General features: G+C 68.6%; 15 protein-coding genes. All 15 read left to right on the top strand.

Features of this window, described 5'->3' with window-relative positions; genetic code table 11:
- Window positions 1-33: 33 nt before the first annotated feature.
- The 15 genes from AC07O3_RS07450 to AC07O3_RS07380 all read left to right on the top strand — a co-directional run bounded on the left by AC07O3_RS07450 (window position 34) and on the right by AC07O3_RS07380 (window position 16,367).
- Window positions 34-618: an NADPH-dependent FMN reductase gene (locus tag AC07O3_RS07450; protein ID WP_093055098.1), complete on the top strand. Its 585-nt coding sequence runs from the start codon at window positions 34-36 to the stop codon at window positions 616-618.
- On the top strand, window positions 615-1,472 hold the full coding sequence (locus tag AC07O3_RS07445; RefSeq protein ID WP_093174535.1) for a pirin family protein: 858 nt from the start codon (window positions 615-617) through the stop codon (window positions 1,470-1,472). Before AC07O3_RS07450 ends, AC07O3_RS07445 begins: the two co-directional genes overlap by 4 nt.
- A 266-nt stretch (window positions 1,473-1,738) precedes the next feature.
- Complete coding sequence (locus AC07O3_RS07440; protein WP_093055102.1) at window positions 1,739-2,530, top strand: class II aldolase/adducin family protein; 792 nt, start codon at window positions 1,739-1,741, stop codon at window positions 2,528-2,530.
- Between the two features lie 78 nt (window positions 2,531-2,608).
- A complete protein-coding gene (locus AC07O3_RS07435; protein WP_093055104.1) occupies window positions 2,609-4,177 on the top strand; it encodes an ABC transporter substrate-binding protein in 1,569 nt (522 codons plus the stop codon).
- 19 nt (window positions 4,178-4,196) lie between these two features.
- A complete protein-coding gene (locus AC07O3_RS07430) occupies window positions 4,197-5,171 on the top strand; it encodes an ABC transporter permease (RefSeq protein WP_093076361.1) in 975 nt (324 codons plus the stop codon).
- Window positions 5,168-6,022 (top strand): ABC transporter permease, encoded by an 855-nt coding sequence (locus AC07O3_RS07425; RefSeq protein WP_093076359.1) that lies wholly within the window; start codon window positions 5,168-5,170, stop codon window positions 6,020-6,022. The genes AC07O3_RS07430 and AC07O3_RS07425 overlap by 4 nt, the downstream gene beginning before the upstream one ends.
- Window positions 6,023-6,025: 3 nt before the next feature.
- The gene (locus AC07O3_RS07420) at window positions 6,026-7,678 is read left to right on the top strand and encodes an ABC transporter ATP-binding protein (RefSeq protein WP_495338960.1); all 1,653 of its coding nucleotides are present in this window, start codon (window positions 6,026-6,028) and stop codon (window positions 7,676-7,678) included.
- On the top strand, window positions 7,678-8,616 hold the full coding sequence (locus AC07O3_RS07415; RefSeq protein ID WP_495338959.1) for a 2-hydroxyacid dehydrogenase: 939 nt from the start codon (window positions 7,678-7,680) through the stop codon (window positions 8,614-8,616). The genes AC07O3_RS07420 and AC07O3_RS07415 overlap by 1 nt, the downstream gene beginning before the upstream one ends.
- Window positions 8,617-8,671: 55 nt before the next feature.
- A complete protein-coding gene (locus tag AC07O3_RS07410; RefSeq protein WP_495338958.1) occupies window positions 8,672-10,066 on the top strand; it encodes an aspartate aminotransferase family protein in 1,395 nt (464 codons plus the stop codon).
- Complete coding sequence (locus AC07O3_RS07405) at window positions 10,063-10,977, top strand: DMT family transporter (RefSeq protein WP_093055116.1); 915 nt, start codon at window positions 10,063-10,065, stop codon at window positions 10,975-10,977. Before AC07O3_RS07410 ends, AC07O3_RS07405 begins: the two co-directional genes overlap by 4 nt.
- 13 nt (window positions 10,978-10,990) lie before the next feature.
- Window positions 10,991-11,725 carry a GntR family transcriptional regulator gene (locus tag AC07O3_RS07400; RefSeq protein ID WP_093174525.1) on the top strand — a complete coding sequence of 245 codons (735 nt, stop codon included), beginning with the start codon at window positions 10,991-10,993 and terminating at the stop codon, window positions 11,723-11,725.
- Window positions 11,722-12,750: a histone deacetylase family protein gene (locus AC07O3_RS07395; protein ID WP_495338957.1), complete on the top strand. Its 1,029-nt coding sequence runs from the start codon at window positions 11,722-11,724 to the stop codon at window positions 12,748-12,750. Before AC07O3_RS07400 ends, AC07O3_RS07395 begins: the two co-directional genes overlap by 4 nt.
- Window positions 12,747-13,826 carry a phosphotransferase gene (locus tag AC07O3_RS07390; RefSeq protein WP_495338956.1) on the top strand — a complete coding sequence of 360 codons (1,080 nt, stop codon included), beginning with the start codon at window positions 12,747-12,749 and terminating at the stop codon, window positions 13,824-13,826. Before AC07O3_RS07395 ends, AC07O3_RS07390 begins: the two co-directional genes overlap by 4 nt.
- Window positions 13,819-15,090, top strand: coding sequence for an aspartate aminotransferase family protein (locus AC07O3_RS07385; RefSeq protein WP_495338955.1), 1,272 nt, complete (start codon window positions 13,819-13,821; stop codon window positions 15,088-15,090). The genes AC07O3_RS07390 and AC07O3_RS07385 overlap by 8 nt, the downstream gene beginning before the upstream one ends.
- 71 nt (window positions 15,091-15,161) lie before the next feature.
- Entirely contained in the window at window positions 15,162-16,367 is a 1,206-nt protein-coding gene (locus tag AC07O3_RS07380; RefSeq protein WP_495338954.1) for a M20 aminoacylase family protein, read from the top strand.
- Window positions 16,368-16,375 lie beyond the last annotated feature (8 nt).

The following is a 16,375-nucleotide window of genomic DNA, read 5'->3' as shown; positions in this document are numbered from 1 at the left end:
CTTCATCTTCTTCAACTTTATTTGGAGTACCCCATGACCCAGCAACAACCCCGCATCGGCATCATCCTCGGCTCGACCCGCGAAGGCCGCTTCGGAGAGAAGCCCGCGCAATGGATCCACGAGATCGCCAAGCAGCGCACCGACCTCGCCTTCGAGCTGGTCGACCTGCGCGACCATCCGCTGCCCTTCTTCAACGAGGCGGGCGCGCCAGCCTGGGGGCCGGTGAAGAATGAAGCCGCGCAACGCTGGCAGGCCAAGCTGGCCACCTTCGACGGCCTGGTCGTCGTCACGCCCGAATACAACCACGGCCCGAGCGCGGTGCTGAAGAACGCGATCGACTGGGCCTACAAGGAATTCATCCGCAAGCCGATCGGCTTCGTGGGCTACGGCGGCGTGGGCGCGGCGCGGGCCGTGGAGCAACTGCGGCTGGTGGCGGTCGAGATGCAGATGGCGCCGGTGCGCAACGCCGTGCACATCGGCATGGTCGAGTTCCTCGGCATCTGGCAGCAGGGCAAGAGCTTCGACGACTTCCCGCACCTCGCGCAGTCGGCCACCGGCATGCTCGACGACATCGCCTGGTGGGCCAAGGCGCTGAAGACGGCGAGGGAGGCTGTATGACCACCGCTGCTGTCGAAACGCTGGCCCGCGCCATCGTCTACCGCACGCGCGGTTCGCAGCACGGCGGAATCGTGCGGCTGATGAGCCCCGGCGACCTGGGCGAGTTTCTCAAGCCCTTCGTGTTCCTCGACCTCTTCGGCTTCGACACCACGGGCGGCCACAAGGGCTTCGGCCTGCATCCGCACTCGGGCATTGCCACGCTCACTTACCTGATCGAGGGCGACACGCTCTACGAGGACACGACCGGCGAGCAAGGCACGCTGCTCGGCGGCGGCGTGGAGTGGATGCGCGCCGGCAACGGCGTGTGGCACACCGGCGGACCCGCGCCGGGCGTGAAGCGCGTGCGCGGCTTCCAGCTGTGGGTGGCGCTGCCCGCCTCGGAAGAGAACGCACCGGCGCAAAGCATGTACCTCGCGCCCTCGCAGGTGCCGCAGGAGGGCCCGGCGCGTGTGCTGCTCGGGCGCTACGGCGCGGCGCAGAGCGCCATCGCGGCACCGGCTCCGATCAACTACCTGGCCGTGCAGCTGAAAGACGGCGAACGCTGGAGCTACGTGCCGCCCGCCGGCCACACGGTGGGCTGGGTTGCGGTCAACGAAGGCGCGCTCGAAGCGGGCGACGACAGAGGCGGCCCGATCGGTAGCGGCGAGCTCGCGGTGTTCGAGGAGTCGAGCGCGGTCATCGACTTCGTGGCCCGTGGCGACACGTCCTTCGTGCTGGGCTCGGCGGCGAAGCACCCGCACGAGCTGGTAATGGGCCACTATTCGGTGCACACCAGCCGGGCGACGCTCGACCAGGGCGAGGCCGAAATCCGGCGCATCGGCGCACGGCTGCGCCAGGAAGGGCGCCTGCCCTAGCACTCCATCGGTGCGCTTGGGCGCACGAACGACAGCCTCCAACCACGCCGGCGGCGCGCATTTTCGGGTGCGCGCCGTCGGCTTTTTTGCGTTCCGCCCTCTGAACGGCGCCGATTTGGAGGGCCACCCAAGGGCTTACCCCATCACGCGGGCCCGCATATTGCTTAAGACTGTCGCTGGTTGACTGTCGACAGCTCGCAGTCAATCCGACGAACCCATCAACAAGGCAAGGCCCGCCCGGCCGGGCCTGTGGAAAGGAACGCGATATGCAACTGCACGCAGTGGACCGCAAGGCCCCGCCCGTCTCAGACGCCGAGCGCCAGGTCCGACAAGACCTGGCCGCGGCCTACCGGCTGGTGGCGCACTACGGCATGGACGACAGCATCTACACGCACATCTCCGCGCGTGTGCCGGGAACCGAAGACCAGTTCCTGATCAACCCCTTCGGGATGCTGTTCCGCGACATCACCGCCTCGTCGCTGGTCAAGATCGACCTGGAAGGCCGCATCCTCGACGACTCGCCCTACGACGTGAACCCGGCCGGCTTCACCATTCACAGCGCGGTGCACGCGGCGCGCCACGACGCGGCCTGCGTGCTGCACACCCACACGGTGGCGGGCGTGGCGGTGTCGTCGCTGGCCGGCGGGCTGCAGCCCTGCAACCAGTGGGCGCTGCAGTTCTATCAGCGCGTGGTCTATCACGACTTCGAGGGCATCGCGCTCGACCCCGAGGAGCGCGAGCGCCTCGTGGCCGACCTGGGCCCCACGGCGCGCGCGCTCATCCTGCGCAACCACGGCCTGGTGACGCTGGGCCGCACGGTGTCGGAAGCCTTCATCCTGATGCTGAACCTGGAGCGTGCCTGCCGCGTGCAGGTCGCCATCCAGTCGAGCGGCCTGCCGGTGTACCCGGTGCCGGCCGAGGTCTGCGAAAAGACCGCGCAGCAGTACGAGGCCGGCGGCGGCAGCTACCTGCCCGGCCAATCCGACCCGAACGCGCGCGAATGGCGCGCGATGCTGCAGCGCATCGAGCCCGCACCGGCCACGTCGTTCCGCGACTGAGCCGCTGCCCCCCGCTTTCCCATCCCGTCCCCCTGACCCTGTCCACCACCTCGAAAGAGCCAGAAGGAGTTCGCCCTCATGAAACGTCGCAACCTCATCCAGATGGGTGCCGCTGCCACCGCCGGCCTGACGCTGGCCGGCGTTCCCCTGCACCTCCTGGCCGCGGGCAGGAAGGGCGGCGTGATCAACGCCGTCGTCCAGCCGGAGCCGCCGGGGCTGATGCTGGGCATCACGCAGAACGGCCCCACGCAGATGATCTCCGGCAACATCTACGAAGGCCTGCTGCGCTACGACGAGAAGATCACCCCGTTGCCCTCGCTGGCCACCGCGTGGACCGTCAACAAGGAAGGCACGCTCTACACCTTCAAGCTCAAGCCCGGCGTCACCTGGCATGACGGCAAGCCCTTCACCTCGGCCGACGTGGTGTTCTCGGCCGACGTGTTCCTGCGCAAGACGCATGCGCGCCTGCGGGCCAACCTGGCCGCGGTGGAAAGCATCCGCGCGGTCGATCCGCTCACCGTCGAGTTCAAGCTCAAGTACCCCTTCGGCCCCTTCATCGGCATCTTCGAGGTCGGCAGCATGCCGATGATCCCGAAGCACATCTACGAAGGCACCGACTTCGCGACCAACCCCGCCAACGCCACGCCCATCGGCACCGGGCCGTTCAAGTTCAAGGAGTGGGTCAAGGGCTCGTACATCCAGCTCGTGGCCAACGACAAGTACCACGTGAAAGACGTGCCGTTGGTCGACAGCGTCTACTTCCACGTCATTCCCGACGCGGCCTCGCGCGCCGCGGCCTTCGAATCGGGCAAGGTCGACCTGGTGCCCGGCGGCGCGGTCGAGTACTTCGACGTGCAGCGCCTGTCCAAGCTGCCGGGCGTCGCGGTCACCACCAAGGGCTGGGAGTTCTTCGCGCCGCATTCGTGGCTGTGGCTGAACAACCGCAAGGCGCCGATGGACAACGTCAAGTTCCGCCAGGCCGTGATGTTCGCCATCGACCGCGAGGCCATGGCCAAGATCGCATGGCAGGGCTTCGCCAAGCCCGCCACCGGCCCCTTCAACAGCAACATCAAGTTCTACAGCACCGACGTCGCCAAGTACCCGCGCAACGTGGAAACGGCCAAGAAGCTGCTGGCCGAATCGGGCTACAAGGGCGAGACGCTGCGGCTGCTGCCGCTGCCCTACGGCGAGACCTGGTCGCGGCAGGCCGAGATCCTGAAGCAGAACCTGGCCCAGGCCGGCATCAAGGTCGAGATGACCGCCACCGACGTGGCCGGCTGGAACCAGCGCCTGAATGACTGGGACTACGACCTCGCCTTCACCTACGTCTACCAGTACGGCGACCCGGCGCTGGGCGTGGCGCGCAACTACACCACCGCCAACATCGCCAAGGGCTCGCCCTTCAACAACGTCGAGGGCTATTCCAACCCGAAGGTCGACGAGCTGTTCGATTCCGGTGCGCGCGAGACCGACCCCGAGAAGCGCAAAGCCATCTACCTGCAGGCGCAGAAGATCCTGCTCGACGAGGTGCCCGTGGCCTGGCTGCTGGAGCTCAACTTCCCCACGCTCTACCGCACCAAGCTCAGCAACATCGTGAGCTCGGGCATCGGCCTCAACGACAGCCTCGGCAACGCAAGCGTCGGCTGACGCGCGGAGTGACGACCGAATGAAACGTACGCAGTTCATGTTGACCCGCGTGCTGCAGGGCCTGGTGGCGATCCTGCTGATTGCGACGGTCAACTTCATGCTGGTGCGCGCCGCGCCGGGCGATCCGGTGTCGGTGCTGGCCGGCGAGGCCGGCGCGTCCGATCCGCAGTTCGTGGCGCAGCTGCGCGCGCAGTTCGGGCTCGACCAGCCGCTGTCGACGCAGCTCGCCACCTACGTCGGCAAGGTGGTGCGGCTCGACCTCGGCTATTCGTACCGCCAGCAGCAGCCGGTGCTGAAGCTCATCATGGACCGGCTGCCCGCCACGCTGCTGCTCACCGGCACGGCCTTCGCGCTCTCGCTGCTCTTCGGCATCACGCTGGGGGCGCTGTCGGCGCGGCGCGCGGGCACGTGGGTCGACAGCGCCATCACCGTGGTGGCGCTGCTGTTCTATGCCACGCCGCTGTACTGGCTGGCGCTGATGGCCGTGCTGGTGTTCACGGTGCAGCTCGAATGGCTGCCGGGCTTCGGCCTCATGACCGTGGGTTCGGGCCACACCGGCTTCGCGCTGGCGCTCGACGTCGCCAAGCACCTGGTGCTGCCGGCGCTCACGCTCGCGCTGTTCTACATGGCCGTCTACGCACGCATGACGCGCGCCGCGATGCTCGAGGTGGCGCAGATGGACTTCGTGAAGACCGCGCGCGCCAAGGGTGTGAAGCCCGGCCGCATCCTGCGCGCGCACGTGCTGCGCAACGCGCTGCTGCCGGTGGTCACGCTGGCGGGCATCCAGGCCGGCGGGATGATCGGCGGCGCCGTGCTCACCGAGACCGTGTTCGCCTGGCCCGGCATCGGCCGCCTGATGTTCGACGCGCTGCTGCAGCGCGACTACAGCCTGCTGCTCGGCGCCTTCCTGGTGACGGCGGCGATGGCAGTGCTCTTCAATCTCATCACCGACCTGGTCTACACCCTGGTCGATCCGCGGATCGAGCTGACATGACGACGACGATGCAAAGCGATTTCTGGCGGCGCTTTCGCCGCAACAAGGGCGCCGTGGCCGGCATGGTCGTGCTGCTGATCGTGGCAGCGGTTGCATTGCTCGGGCCGTGGCTCGCCACCAACGACCCGTGGGCCATGGTCGAGCAACCCTTCGTGCGCCCCTGGACCGAGCCCGGCTTCCTGCTGGGCACCGACACGCTCGGTCGCGACATCCTCGCGGGCCTGGTCTACGGCGCGCGCATTTCGCTGTTGATCGGCGTGGTGTCCACCATCGTGGCGCTGCTGATCGGCGTTACCTTCGGCGCAATCGCGGGCTACTTCGGCGGCTGGATCGATGCGGCGCTGATGCGCTTCACCGAGCTGTTCCAGGCGGTGCCGAGCTTCGCGCTGGCCATTGTGCTGGTGGCGATCTTCGAGCCTTCGATCAAGTCGATCGTCGTGGCCATTGCCATCGTTTCGTGGCCGCCGGTGGCGCGCCTCGTGCGCAGCGAGTTCCTCACGCTGCGCCAGCGCGACTTCGTGCAGGCCGCGCTGCTCGCGGGGCAGTCGACACCGCGCATCATCCTCACGCAGATACTGCCCAACGCCATGTCGCCCATCATCGTGATGGCCTCGCTGATGGTGGCCACGGCCATCCTGCTCGAAAGCAGCCTGAGCTTTCTGGGCCTGGGCGATCCGAACCAGATGAGCTGGGGCTACATGGTCGGCGCCGCGCGCACCGTGCTGCGCCAGGCCTGGTGGATGGCGCTGTTTCCGGGGCTGGCCATCGTGCTGACCGTGCTCGCGCTCAACCTCGTGGGTGAAGGCCTGAGCGACGGCCTCAACACGCGGCTGCACGGAAGGGGCAAGTAAGAAATGAACGCCACCGTGACGCCCATGAAACCCCTGCACCCCGTCCTCGACATCGTCGACCTGAGCATCTCGCTGCCCTCGGGCGCCGACCGCGCGCTGGCCGTCGAGGGCGCCACGCTCTCCGTGCTGCCGGGCCAGACTCTGTGTGTGGTCGGCGAGTCCGGCTCGGGCAAGTCGATGATCGCCAACGCGGTCATGGGCCTGTTGCCGCGCCCGCACGTGGCGCCGGTGGCGGGCCGCATCATGTTCGAGGGCCACGACCTGCTTCAGCTCACCGAGCCGCAGATGCGCGAGCTGCGCGGCCGGCGCATCGGCATGGTGTTCCAGGAGCCGATGACCGCGCTGAACCCGGTGATGCGTATCGGCGAGCAGATCGGCGAGGTGTTCGACGCGCACGGCAGTGTGCCCGCGGCCGAGAAGCGACGCCGCATCCTTGCGGCGCTGGCCGACGTGGGCCTGCCCGACCCCGAACTGCTGATCGACGCCTACCCCTTCCGCCTCTCGGGCGGCCAGCGCCAGCGCGTGATGATCGCCTGCGCGCTGGTGCTGGAGCCCGTGCTGCTGATCGCCGACGAGCCCACCACCGCGCTCGACGTGACCACCCAGGCGCAGATCCTCGCGCTGATACGCGAGCTGCAGCAGCGCCGCGGCACGGCGGTGCTCTTCATCACGCACGACTTCGGCGTGGTCAGCGAAATCGCCGACCACGTGGTGGTCATGCAGACCGGCCACGTGGTCGAGAGCGGCCCGGCCGCGCAGGTGCTCGGCGCGCCGCAGCATCCCTACACGCGCAAGCTCATCGCCGCCATTCCCGACGGCCAGGCGCAGACCGTGCCGCACGACGACCTCACGCGCGTGCTGCAGGTGCAGGACCTGTGCAAGACCTACCGTTCGAGCAGCGGCCTGTTCAAGCGCGGCCGCGCGGTGCAGGCGGCAAAGGACATCAGCTTCGAGCTGCACCGCGGCGAAACGCTGGGCCTCGTGGGCGAATCGGGCTCGGGCAAGTCGAGCGTGGGGCGCTGCCTGGTGGGGCTCGCGCCTTTCGACAGCGGCCGCATCATCTTCAAGGGCCGTAATCTCGCGCAGGGCCGCAACTTCCGCAGCGCGGCGGCCGGCAAGATCCAGATGGTGTTCCAGGATCCGTACGCATCGCTCAACCCGCGCCACCGCGTGGGCGCAGCCATTGCGGGCGGGCCCATCGCGCAGGGCGTGGGCAAGGCCGAGGCAATGGCGCGGGCCATGGAGCTGCTGCAGCTCGTGGGCCTGGGCGCCGATGCGGCGCAACGCTATCCGCACGAGTTCTCGGGCGGGCAGCGCCAGCGCATCGGCATTGCCCGCGCGCTCGCGATGCAGCCTGAGCTGCTGGTGGCCGACGAACCCGTGTCGGCGCTCGACGTGTCGGTGCAGGCGCAGGTGCTGGAGCTCTTCGCGCAGGTGCGCGCGCAGTTCCAGCTCGCGATGGTCTTCATCACGCACGACCTGCGCGTGGCCGGGCAGATGTGCGACCGCATCGCGGTGATGCAGCGCGGCGAGGTGGTGGAGTACGGCGAGACGCAGAAGGTGCTCAACGATCCGCAGCACGCCTACACGCGCAAGCTGATCGACGCCGTGCCGCGCCTTGCGCCGCAGGCCGACATGTCCGCGAAGGTGGCCTGATGCCTTGCGTTGCGCTCCTGAGCGATGTGCTCGACATGCACTACCTGGCGCCCGCTTTTCGCGAGCATTGCCCCGACATCGATTTGCGCCTTGGGTCCGACCTCGGCCCGCTCGACCAGATCGATGTGGCCGTTTGCTGGTTTCCGCCGCATGGCCTGCTGGCGAGCCTGCCGCAGCTGCAACTGGTGCAGTCGCTGGCAGCGGGCGTCGACCACATCACGGCCGACCCCCGGCTGCCGCGCGCGCTGCCGCTGTGCCGCATCGTCGATCCGGAGATGGCCACGGGCATGAAGGCATACGTATGCTGGGCCGTGATCCAGCACCAGCGGCAGATGCCCGCGTACCTTGCGAGCGCGGCCCGGCGCGTGTGGGAAGAGCAGCCGATGAGCCCGCCCGGGCGCCATCGTGTCGGCATCGCGGGGCTCGGCACCCTGGGGCTGGCCTGTGCCGAGGCGCTGGCCGCCATCGGCTATGCGGTGCGCGGCTGGAGCCGCAGCGCCAAGGCCGAACTGCCGGCCGGTGTCACGGGCTTTCACGGCGATGCGCAGCTCGACGAATTCCTCTCGGGCTGCGACACGCTGGTGTGCCTGCTGCCGCTCACGCCGCAGACGCAGGGCTTCCTGGACGCCGACCTGTTCGCGCGGCTGCCGCGTGGCGCGCACCTGGTCAACGTAGGGCGTGGCGCGCATATGGTCGAAGCCGACCTGCTGCGCGCGCTGGACCTCGGCCAGCTCTCTGCGGCCACACTCGACGCCTTCACACAGGAGCCGCTGCCGGCCGACCACCCCTTCTGGGGCGACCCGCGCATCCTGGTCACGCCGCACATCGCCACCCGCACCGACACCTCCGTGATCGCGCGGCAGACACTTCACAACCTCGCGCTCGTGCAGCGCGGCGAGCGGCCCCACACGGCCGTCGACCTCGACCGGGGCTACTGAGCCGCGAGGTTTTCTTCTCTATCGCAATTCAAGCAAGAAAAACGGAGCAGGCCCCATGAACGCATCGATTCCCAACGCCGCCCTGCAATCGGCACACGCCGAGCGCGCGGCGAACGACATCGCGGCCCATCTGCACCCCTTCACCAACCTCGCGGCGCATCCGCAGGTCGACCCGCTCGTGATCGAGCGCGGCGACGGCATCTACGTGCAGGACGACCAGGGCCGCCGCTACCTGGAGGCCATGTCGGGCCTGTGGTGCGTCTCGCTGGGCTTCAGCAACGAGCGCCTGGCCAAGGCCGGCAGCGAGGCGCTGCACACGCTGCCCTGCTATCACACCTTCAACCACCGCTCGAACGCAGCCGCCATCGCGCTGGCCGAGAAGCTGATTGCGATGGCGCCGGTGCCCATGTCCAAGGTGTTCTTCGCCAACTCGGGTTCGGAGGCGAACGACACGGCCGTCAAGCTGGTCTGGTACTACCACAACGCCATCGGCAAGCCGGCCAAGAAGAAGATCATCGCGCGCCGCAACGCGTACCACGGCGTCACCGTGGCGGCGGCCAGCCTGAGCGGGCTTGTTCCCAACCACCGCGACTTCGACCTGCCGATCGACCGCATCCTGCACGTCGACTGCCCGCACCACTACCGCTACGCCGAGCCCGGCGAAACCGAAGAGGCCTTCGCCATGCGGCTGGCCGATGCGCTGGAGCAGCGCATCCTGGCCGAAGGGCCCGACACCGTGGGCGCCTTCATCGCCGAGCCTGTGATGGGCGCGGGCGGCGTGCTGGTGCCGCCGGCCACCTACTTCGAGAAGGTGCAGGCCGTGCTGCGCAAGTACGAGGTGCTGCTGATCGCCGACGAAGTGATCTGCGGCTTCTGCCGCACCGGCGAGATGTTCGGCTCCACCACCTTCGGCCTGCGGCCCGACATCCTCACGGCCGCCAAGGCGCTGTCGTCGGGCTATGTGCCGATCTCGGCCGTCATGGTGTCCGAGCAGGTGCATGCGGCCGTGGCCGCCAACAGCGGAAAGATCGGCACCTTCGGCCACGGTTTCACCTACTCGGGCCATCCGGTGACCGCAGCCGTGGCGCTCGAAACGCTGCGCATCTACGAAGAGGAAAAGGTGCTCGCGCATGTGCAGTCGCTGGCGCCACAGTTCCAGGCTGGCCTGCGCCGCTACGCCGGCCATCCGCATGTGGGCGAGGTGCGCGGCGTGGGGCTGATCGGCGCGATCGAACTCGCAGCCGACCCGGCCACTCGCACGCCGTTCGATCCGGCGATGAAGGCCGGCGCGCGGCTGGCCGAGCTTGCGTTGCAGGAAGGCCTGATCGTGCGCGCCATGGGCGATGCCGTTGCCTTCTGCCCGCCGCTGATCATCACGCCCGCGCAGATCGACGAGATGTTCGAACGCTTCGACCGCGCGATGGCCCGCTTCGAGGCTTCGCTGGCGTGAATACAGCGAACGCCGCAGTGCTGCTGCGACCGCCGGGCTCCAGGAGCACCGGCGTTGCGCTGTTCTTCTGCGCGCTGATGGCCTTTGCGAGCTACGACGCCTTCTGCAAGCACATGCTGCAGTTCTACCCGGCGCCGTTCATCAACCTGATGCGCTACCTGTCGGTGATCTGCATTGCCTTTGCCATGCTGCTGCGCCACGGCGACCTGCGCATCTGGCGGGCGCCGCAGAAAAAGCTGCTGCTGTTGCGCGGCTCGATGCTCGCGACGGTGGCCACCTGCTTCATGACGGCGCTGATCTGGATGCCGCTGGCAGAGGCCACCGCGATCTACTTCACCGCGCCGCTGCTCATGGTGGCGCTGTCGCCCTGGCTGGTCGGTGAACAGGTGCAGCGCAGCCGCTGGGTGGCGGTGAGCGTGGGCTTCGCGGGCATGCTGCTGATCGTGCGACCCGGCGGCAACCTGCCCTGGGTGGGCACGGTGCTGATGGCGGTGTCGGCCGTCTGCTATGCGATCTTCCAGCTGCTCACGCGCCGCCTCGCGGGGCTCGTTGAAAGCCCGGTGCAGTACGCGTACACGGCGATCGTGTGCCTGGTGGTGACGGCCGTGCCGGCGCCCTTTTTCCTGCCGGCCGAGCGGCCCGCCGCCGGTGCGGTGTTGCTGCTGCTTGCGGGCGGCGCGTGCAGCGGGCTCGCGCAATGGCTGTTGCTGGCCGCCTTCGAGCGCGTCGAGGCCGCGACGCTGGCGCCGCTCAACTACTTTCAGCTGCTGCTCGCGGTGGCCTTCAGCACCTTCTGGTTTCACAGGCCGCCCGATGCGCTGGCAATGGCGGGCATTGCGCTGATCATGGCGGCGGGCGTGTACCTGGCCCGGCGGCCGATCAAGAATAAGAACCCGATCCCTCTCACATGACGAGACAAACACCATGGCTTTTTCTTCTTCCACTGCCGACAGCGCCGGCTTCGAGTCCGTCGAGGCGCAAGACCTCGTCGGGCTGGTCGAAGCGCAGCTGACGCGCGCGATCGTCGAGGGGCGCCTGGCGCCCGGCAGCCGCATCGTCGAGGCCGAGATCGCACGCCGCATGGGCGTGAGCCGCGCTCCGGTGCGCGAGGCCGCGCGCCGGCTCGAACGGCAGGGCGTGCTGGTCGCGCGGCCGCGCCACGGCTTCGCGGTGCGCACCATCAGCGTCCAGGAGATCGACGACCTGTTCGAAGTGCGCATCAGCCTCGAGATGACATCCGTCGAACTGGCCTGCCGCAAGGCCGACGACGCCGGGCTGCAGCGCCTGCGCACGCTGGTCGACGGCATGGTGCGCGAGGCGCCCACGCAGCCGCAGCACGTGCGCATCGCGACCGACCTGGCCTTTCACACGCTGATCTGCGAGCTCTCGGGCAACGCGCACCTGCACCGCATCTTCTCGAACACGCAGACCGAGATGCAGATGATCATTGCGCTCATCGACGCGGTCTACCACGACCCCGAGACCATGGCCAACACGCACTACCCGATCGTCGATGCGCTGATGAGCCGCGACGTCGATGCCTCGCGCCTGGCCATGCGCGAGCACCTCGACGACGCATGGCAGCAGGTGCGCGCGCTGTTCGTGAAGCAGCACGGCACGGTTTCTCCATCTACCCCGACGCAAGGACCCGCGCGATGAAGATCGTCTACAGCGACGCCCACAAGGACCACGACCCACAGCTCTTCATGGTGCGCGGGCGCCTGAAGCGCAGCAACGAGCAGCCCGAGCGCGCCTTCCGCCTGCTGTCGGCGGTCGAACATGACGGCCACGAGGTCATCGCGGGCGAAGACTTCGGTGCCGGCCCGCGCGCCGCGATCCACACGCCCGAGTACCTGCGGTTCCTCGAGACGGCCTATGCGCGCTGGCGCCTGCTGGACGACCCCTCCGACGAGGTCATGCCCAACATCCATCCCTTTCCGGGAGAGCCCTGTACCTACCCGGAGAGCGTGGTCGGGCAGGCCGGCTACCACATGGGCGACAACGCCTGCTCCATCGGCCCGCACACCTGGGCAGCGGCCGTGGGCTCGGCCCACGTGGCCACGCATGCGGCGCAGCTGGTGCTGCAGGGCGAGCGCGCGGCCTATGCGCTGTGCCGCCCGCCGGGCCACCACGCGTATGCAGACCGGGCCAACGGCTTCTGCTACCTGAACAACACCGCCATCGCCGCGCAGCAGCTGCGCGCGGCGCACGAGCGCGTGGCGATCCTCGACATCGACGTGCACCATGGCAACGGCACGCAGGGCATCTTCTACCGCCGCGCCGACGTGCTGACGATCTCGCTGCACGGCGATCCGCGCAACTTCACGCCCTTCTTCACCGGCTACGCGCACGAGCGCGGCGAAGGCGCGGGCCTGGGCTACAACATCAACAAGCCGCTCGCGCTGGGCACCGACATCGATGGCTACCTGCCTGCGTTGCGCGATGCCTGCGAGAGCATTCGCGCCTTCGCGCCCGGCGCGCTGGTGGTGGCACTGGGCCTGGACACGCACGAGCGCGATCCCTACAAGGGAATGAAGATCACCACGCCCGGCTTCGCGCAGCTGCTCGCCGAGATCGCGCACCTGGGCTTGCCGACCGTGCTGGTGCAGGAGGGCGGCTACCTCTCCGACGACCTGGGCCCCAACCTCGCCAGCGCGCTGCGCGGCTTCGCGGGCGCCGCATGACGGCAGCGGACGGGTTCGACGATGCGGAAGTCCTGAGCGAAGGCTCGCCCGAACTCGACGCCGAATGGGTGCGCGCGTTCGCGCTGCGCCATTACGGCATCGAGGGCGAGATGCGGCCCCTGACCGGCGAGCGCGACCGCAACTACCGCCTTGAATCGGCGCTGACCGGCGAGCGCTTCATGCTGAAGATCTCCCACCCGAGCGAAACACCGCTGGTGGCGGACTTCCAGACCCAGGCGCTGCTGCACATCGCGGCGGCCGACGCGGGGCTGCCTGTGCAGCGCATCGTGCCCACGCGCGAGGGCCAGCCCTCGCTGCTGTGCGATCCGGGCGACGGCCTGCCGCGCGTGGCTCGGCTCTTCAGCTATCTGCCGGGCTTGCCCTTGCCCGAAGCGCCGCGCACCGCCGCGCAGCAACTGAACCTGGCGCGCATGCTGGCCCGGCTCGACCTCGCGCTGCGCGACTTCGACCATCCGGCCGGCGCGCTCGCGCTGCCCTGGGACATCCAGCGCGCCGACAGCGTGCGCGGCCTGCTCGCGCACATCGGCGATCCGCAGCGGCGCTCGCTGGCCGGGCGCTCGCTCGACCGCTTCGAGCGCGATGCGAAGCCCGTGCTGGCGGGCCTGCGCACGCAGCCCATTCACAACGACTTCAACATCTACAACGTGCTGGTCGACCCCGCCGACACCGACCGAATTGCCGGCATCCTCGATTTCGGCGACATGGTGCGCGCGCCGCTGATCGACGACCTCGCGGTGGCCGCGGCCTACCAGCTCGATCCGGCGGGCGATGCGCTGGCCGGCATCGTTCCCTTCATTGCCGCGTACAACGACGTGCTGCCGTTGAAGCGTGAAGAAGTCGACGTGCTGTTCACGCTGATCACCGCGCGGCTCGTGATGGTGGTGGCCATTAGCGGCTGGCGCGCTGCGCGCCACCCCGACAACGCGGCCTACCTGCTGCGCAACAACGCGCTTTCGTGGGCCCGCCTGCAGGCCTGCGACCGCATCGGCAACGACGTCGCGAGCGCCGCATTCCGGCGCGCCTGCGGCATGAACCAGAGTCACGCAAATGCCTGAAGAATCGCTCCTGGAGCGCCGCGCGCGGCTGCTCGGCCCGGCCTACCGCCTGTTCTACGAAGCACCGCTGCACCCGGTGCGCGGCGAGGGCGTGTGGCTCGACGACGCCGACGGCAAGCGCTATCTCGATGCGTACAACAACGTCGCGTCGGTGGGGCATTGCCATCCGCACGTGGTGGAGGCCATCGCGCGGCAGGCCGGCGTGCTCAACACCCACACGCGCTACCTGCACGAGGGCGTGCTCGACTATGCCGAGCGGCTGCTCGCCACCATGCCGCGCGAACTCGGCCATGCGATGTTCACCTGCACCGGCAGCGAGGCCAACGACCTCGCGATGCGCATCGCCAAGGCCCACACCAAGGCCGAAGGGCTGATCGTCACGCGCTTCGCGTATCACGGCGTGACCGAATCGATCGCGCAGGCCTCTCCTTCGCTCGGGCGCTTCGTGCAGCTTGGCCGCGCGGTGCGCACCGTGCCGGCGCCGGACAGCTATCGCGTGCCGGCCGGGGAGCAGGGCGCGGCGTTTGCGGCCGGTGTGCGTGCAGCGATTGCCGACCTGCAGGCTCATGGCATTCGGCCTGCCGCGTTGATGGTCGACACGGTGTTCTCGAGCGACGGCATCTTCACCGACCCGGCGGGCTTTCTCACTGAAGCGGTGGCGGCGATCCGCGAAGCCGGCGGCATCTTCATCGCCGACGAAGTGCAGCCGGGCCTGGGCCGCACCGGCGATGCCTTCTGGGGCTTCATGCGCCACGAGGGCCTGGTGCCCGACATCGTGACCATGGGCAAGCCGCTGGGCAACGGCCATCCGCTGGCCGGGCTGGCGGTGCGCCCCGAGGTGCTGGCCGCGTTCGGCCGCGAGTGCCGCTACTTCAACACCTTCGGCGGCAATCCGGTGTCGATGGCCGCCGGCATGGCCGTGCTCGACGTGATCGAGCGCGAAGGCCTGATGGCCAATGCGCAGCGCGTCGGCCGCCATCTGCGCTCGGGGCTCTCGAAGCTTGCCGAGCGCCACGAGTTGATCGGCGACGTGCGCGGCGCGGGCCTGTTCGTGGGCCTGGAGCTCGTGACGGACCGTCGCGCGCGCACGCCTGCCACAGCCGAGACCGTGCGCGTCGTCAACGGCCTGCGGGAGCGGCAGGTGCTGCTGAGCGCCACCGGCGAGCATGCCAACACGCTGAAGATCCGTCCGCCGCTGGTGTTCTCCGAAGCCAATGCCGATCTGCTGATCGACACGCTGGACGAAGTGCTGGCCGGGCTTTGACCCAACGCCATAGCGGCGAACGCCGCCTTGCGCCAGAATCGTCCGCCTCCCACGACAGCGCCCTTGCCGCCATGAACATCGCCGATTCCTTCCTCGCCAACGCCGCCCATTTCGTCGAGATCCGACGCGACATCCACGCCCACCCCGAACTCGGTTTCGAGGAGCACCGCACCTCCGAGAAGGTCGCGAACCTGCTGACCGGATGGGGCATCGAGGTGCACCGCGGCATCGCCGGCACTGGCCTCGTCGGCGTGCTGCGCAAGGGCACAGGCTCGCGCACCATCGGCCTGCGCGCCGACATGGACGCGCTGCCATTGCACGAAGCCAACGAGTTCGCCCACAAGTCGACCAACCCCGGCCGCATGCACGCCTGCGGCCACGACGGCCACACCACCATGCTGCTGGCCGCCGCGTGGCACCTGTCGCAGCAGAGCCCCGACGACTTCGACGGCACGGTGCATTTCATCTTCCAGCCCGCCGAGGAGATGGGCAAGGCGGGTGCCAAGAAGATGATCGACGAGGGCCTGTTCGAGCGCTTTCCGTGCGACGCGGTCTTCGGGCTGCACAACTTTCCGGTGGGCGACGTGGGCCGCTTCGCGCTCAACGAAGGCGCGCTGATGGCGTCGAGCAACACGTACAAGATCACCGTGCACGGGCGCGGCACGCACGCCTCGATGCCGCACACGGGCATCGACCCGGTGGCGGCGGTAGTCACGCTCGCGCAGCAGCTGCAGACCATCGTGGCGCGCACCATTCCGAGCACCGAGCGTGCGCTGCTTGCGGTCACGCAGTTGCAGGGTTCCGATGCGCCGAACGTGATTCCCGACGTGGCGACGGTGGGCGGCACCATCCGCACTTTCTCCATCGAGGCCATCGACAAGATCGAGGCCCGCCTGCGCGAGGTGGCCGCGGGCGTGGCGGCGGCGCATGGCTGCACGGCCGAGGTGTATTTCAACCGCTCGTCGCCGCCGACCGTGAACCACCCAGCCGAGGCGCGTTTTGCCGCCGGCGTGATGCGCGAGGTGGTGGGCGACGACATGGTGACCGACAACTTCCCCGCCGTGATGGGCGCCGAAGACTTCGCGCACATGCTGCTCGCACGGCCCGGCTGCTATGCCTTCCTGGGCAATGGCGACGGCGATCACCGGCTCGACGGCCACGGGCCCGGCCCTTGCATCATCCACAACACCTCGTTCGATTTCAACGACGAGATCATCCCGATCGGTGCCAGCTACTTCGTGAAGCTGGTGCAGCGCTGGCTGCCGTCGGGCGTTTGAATTTTTCA

The organism is Variovorax sp. GW821-FHT09D05 (genome assembly GCF_059416325.1).
This window is presented reverse-complemented; position numbering and strand designations above follow the sequence as displayed.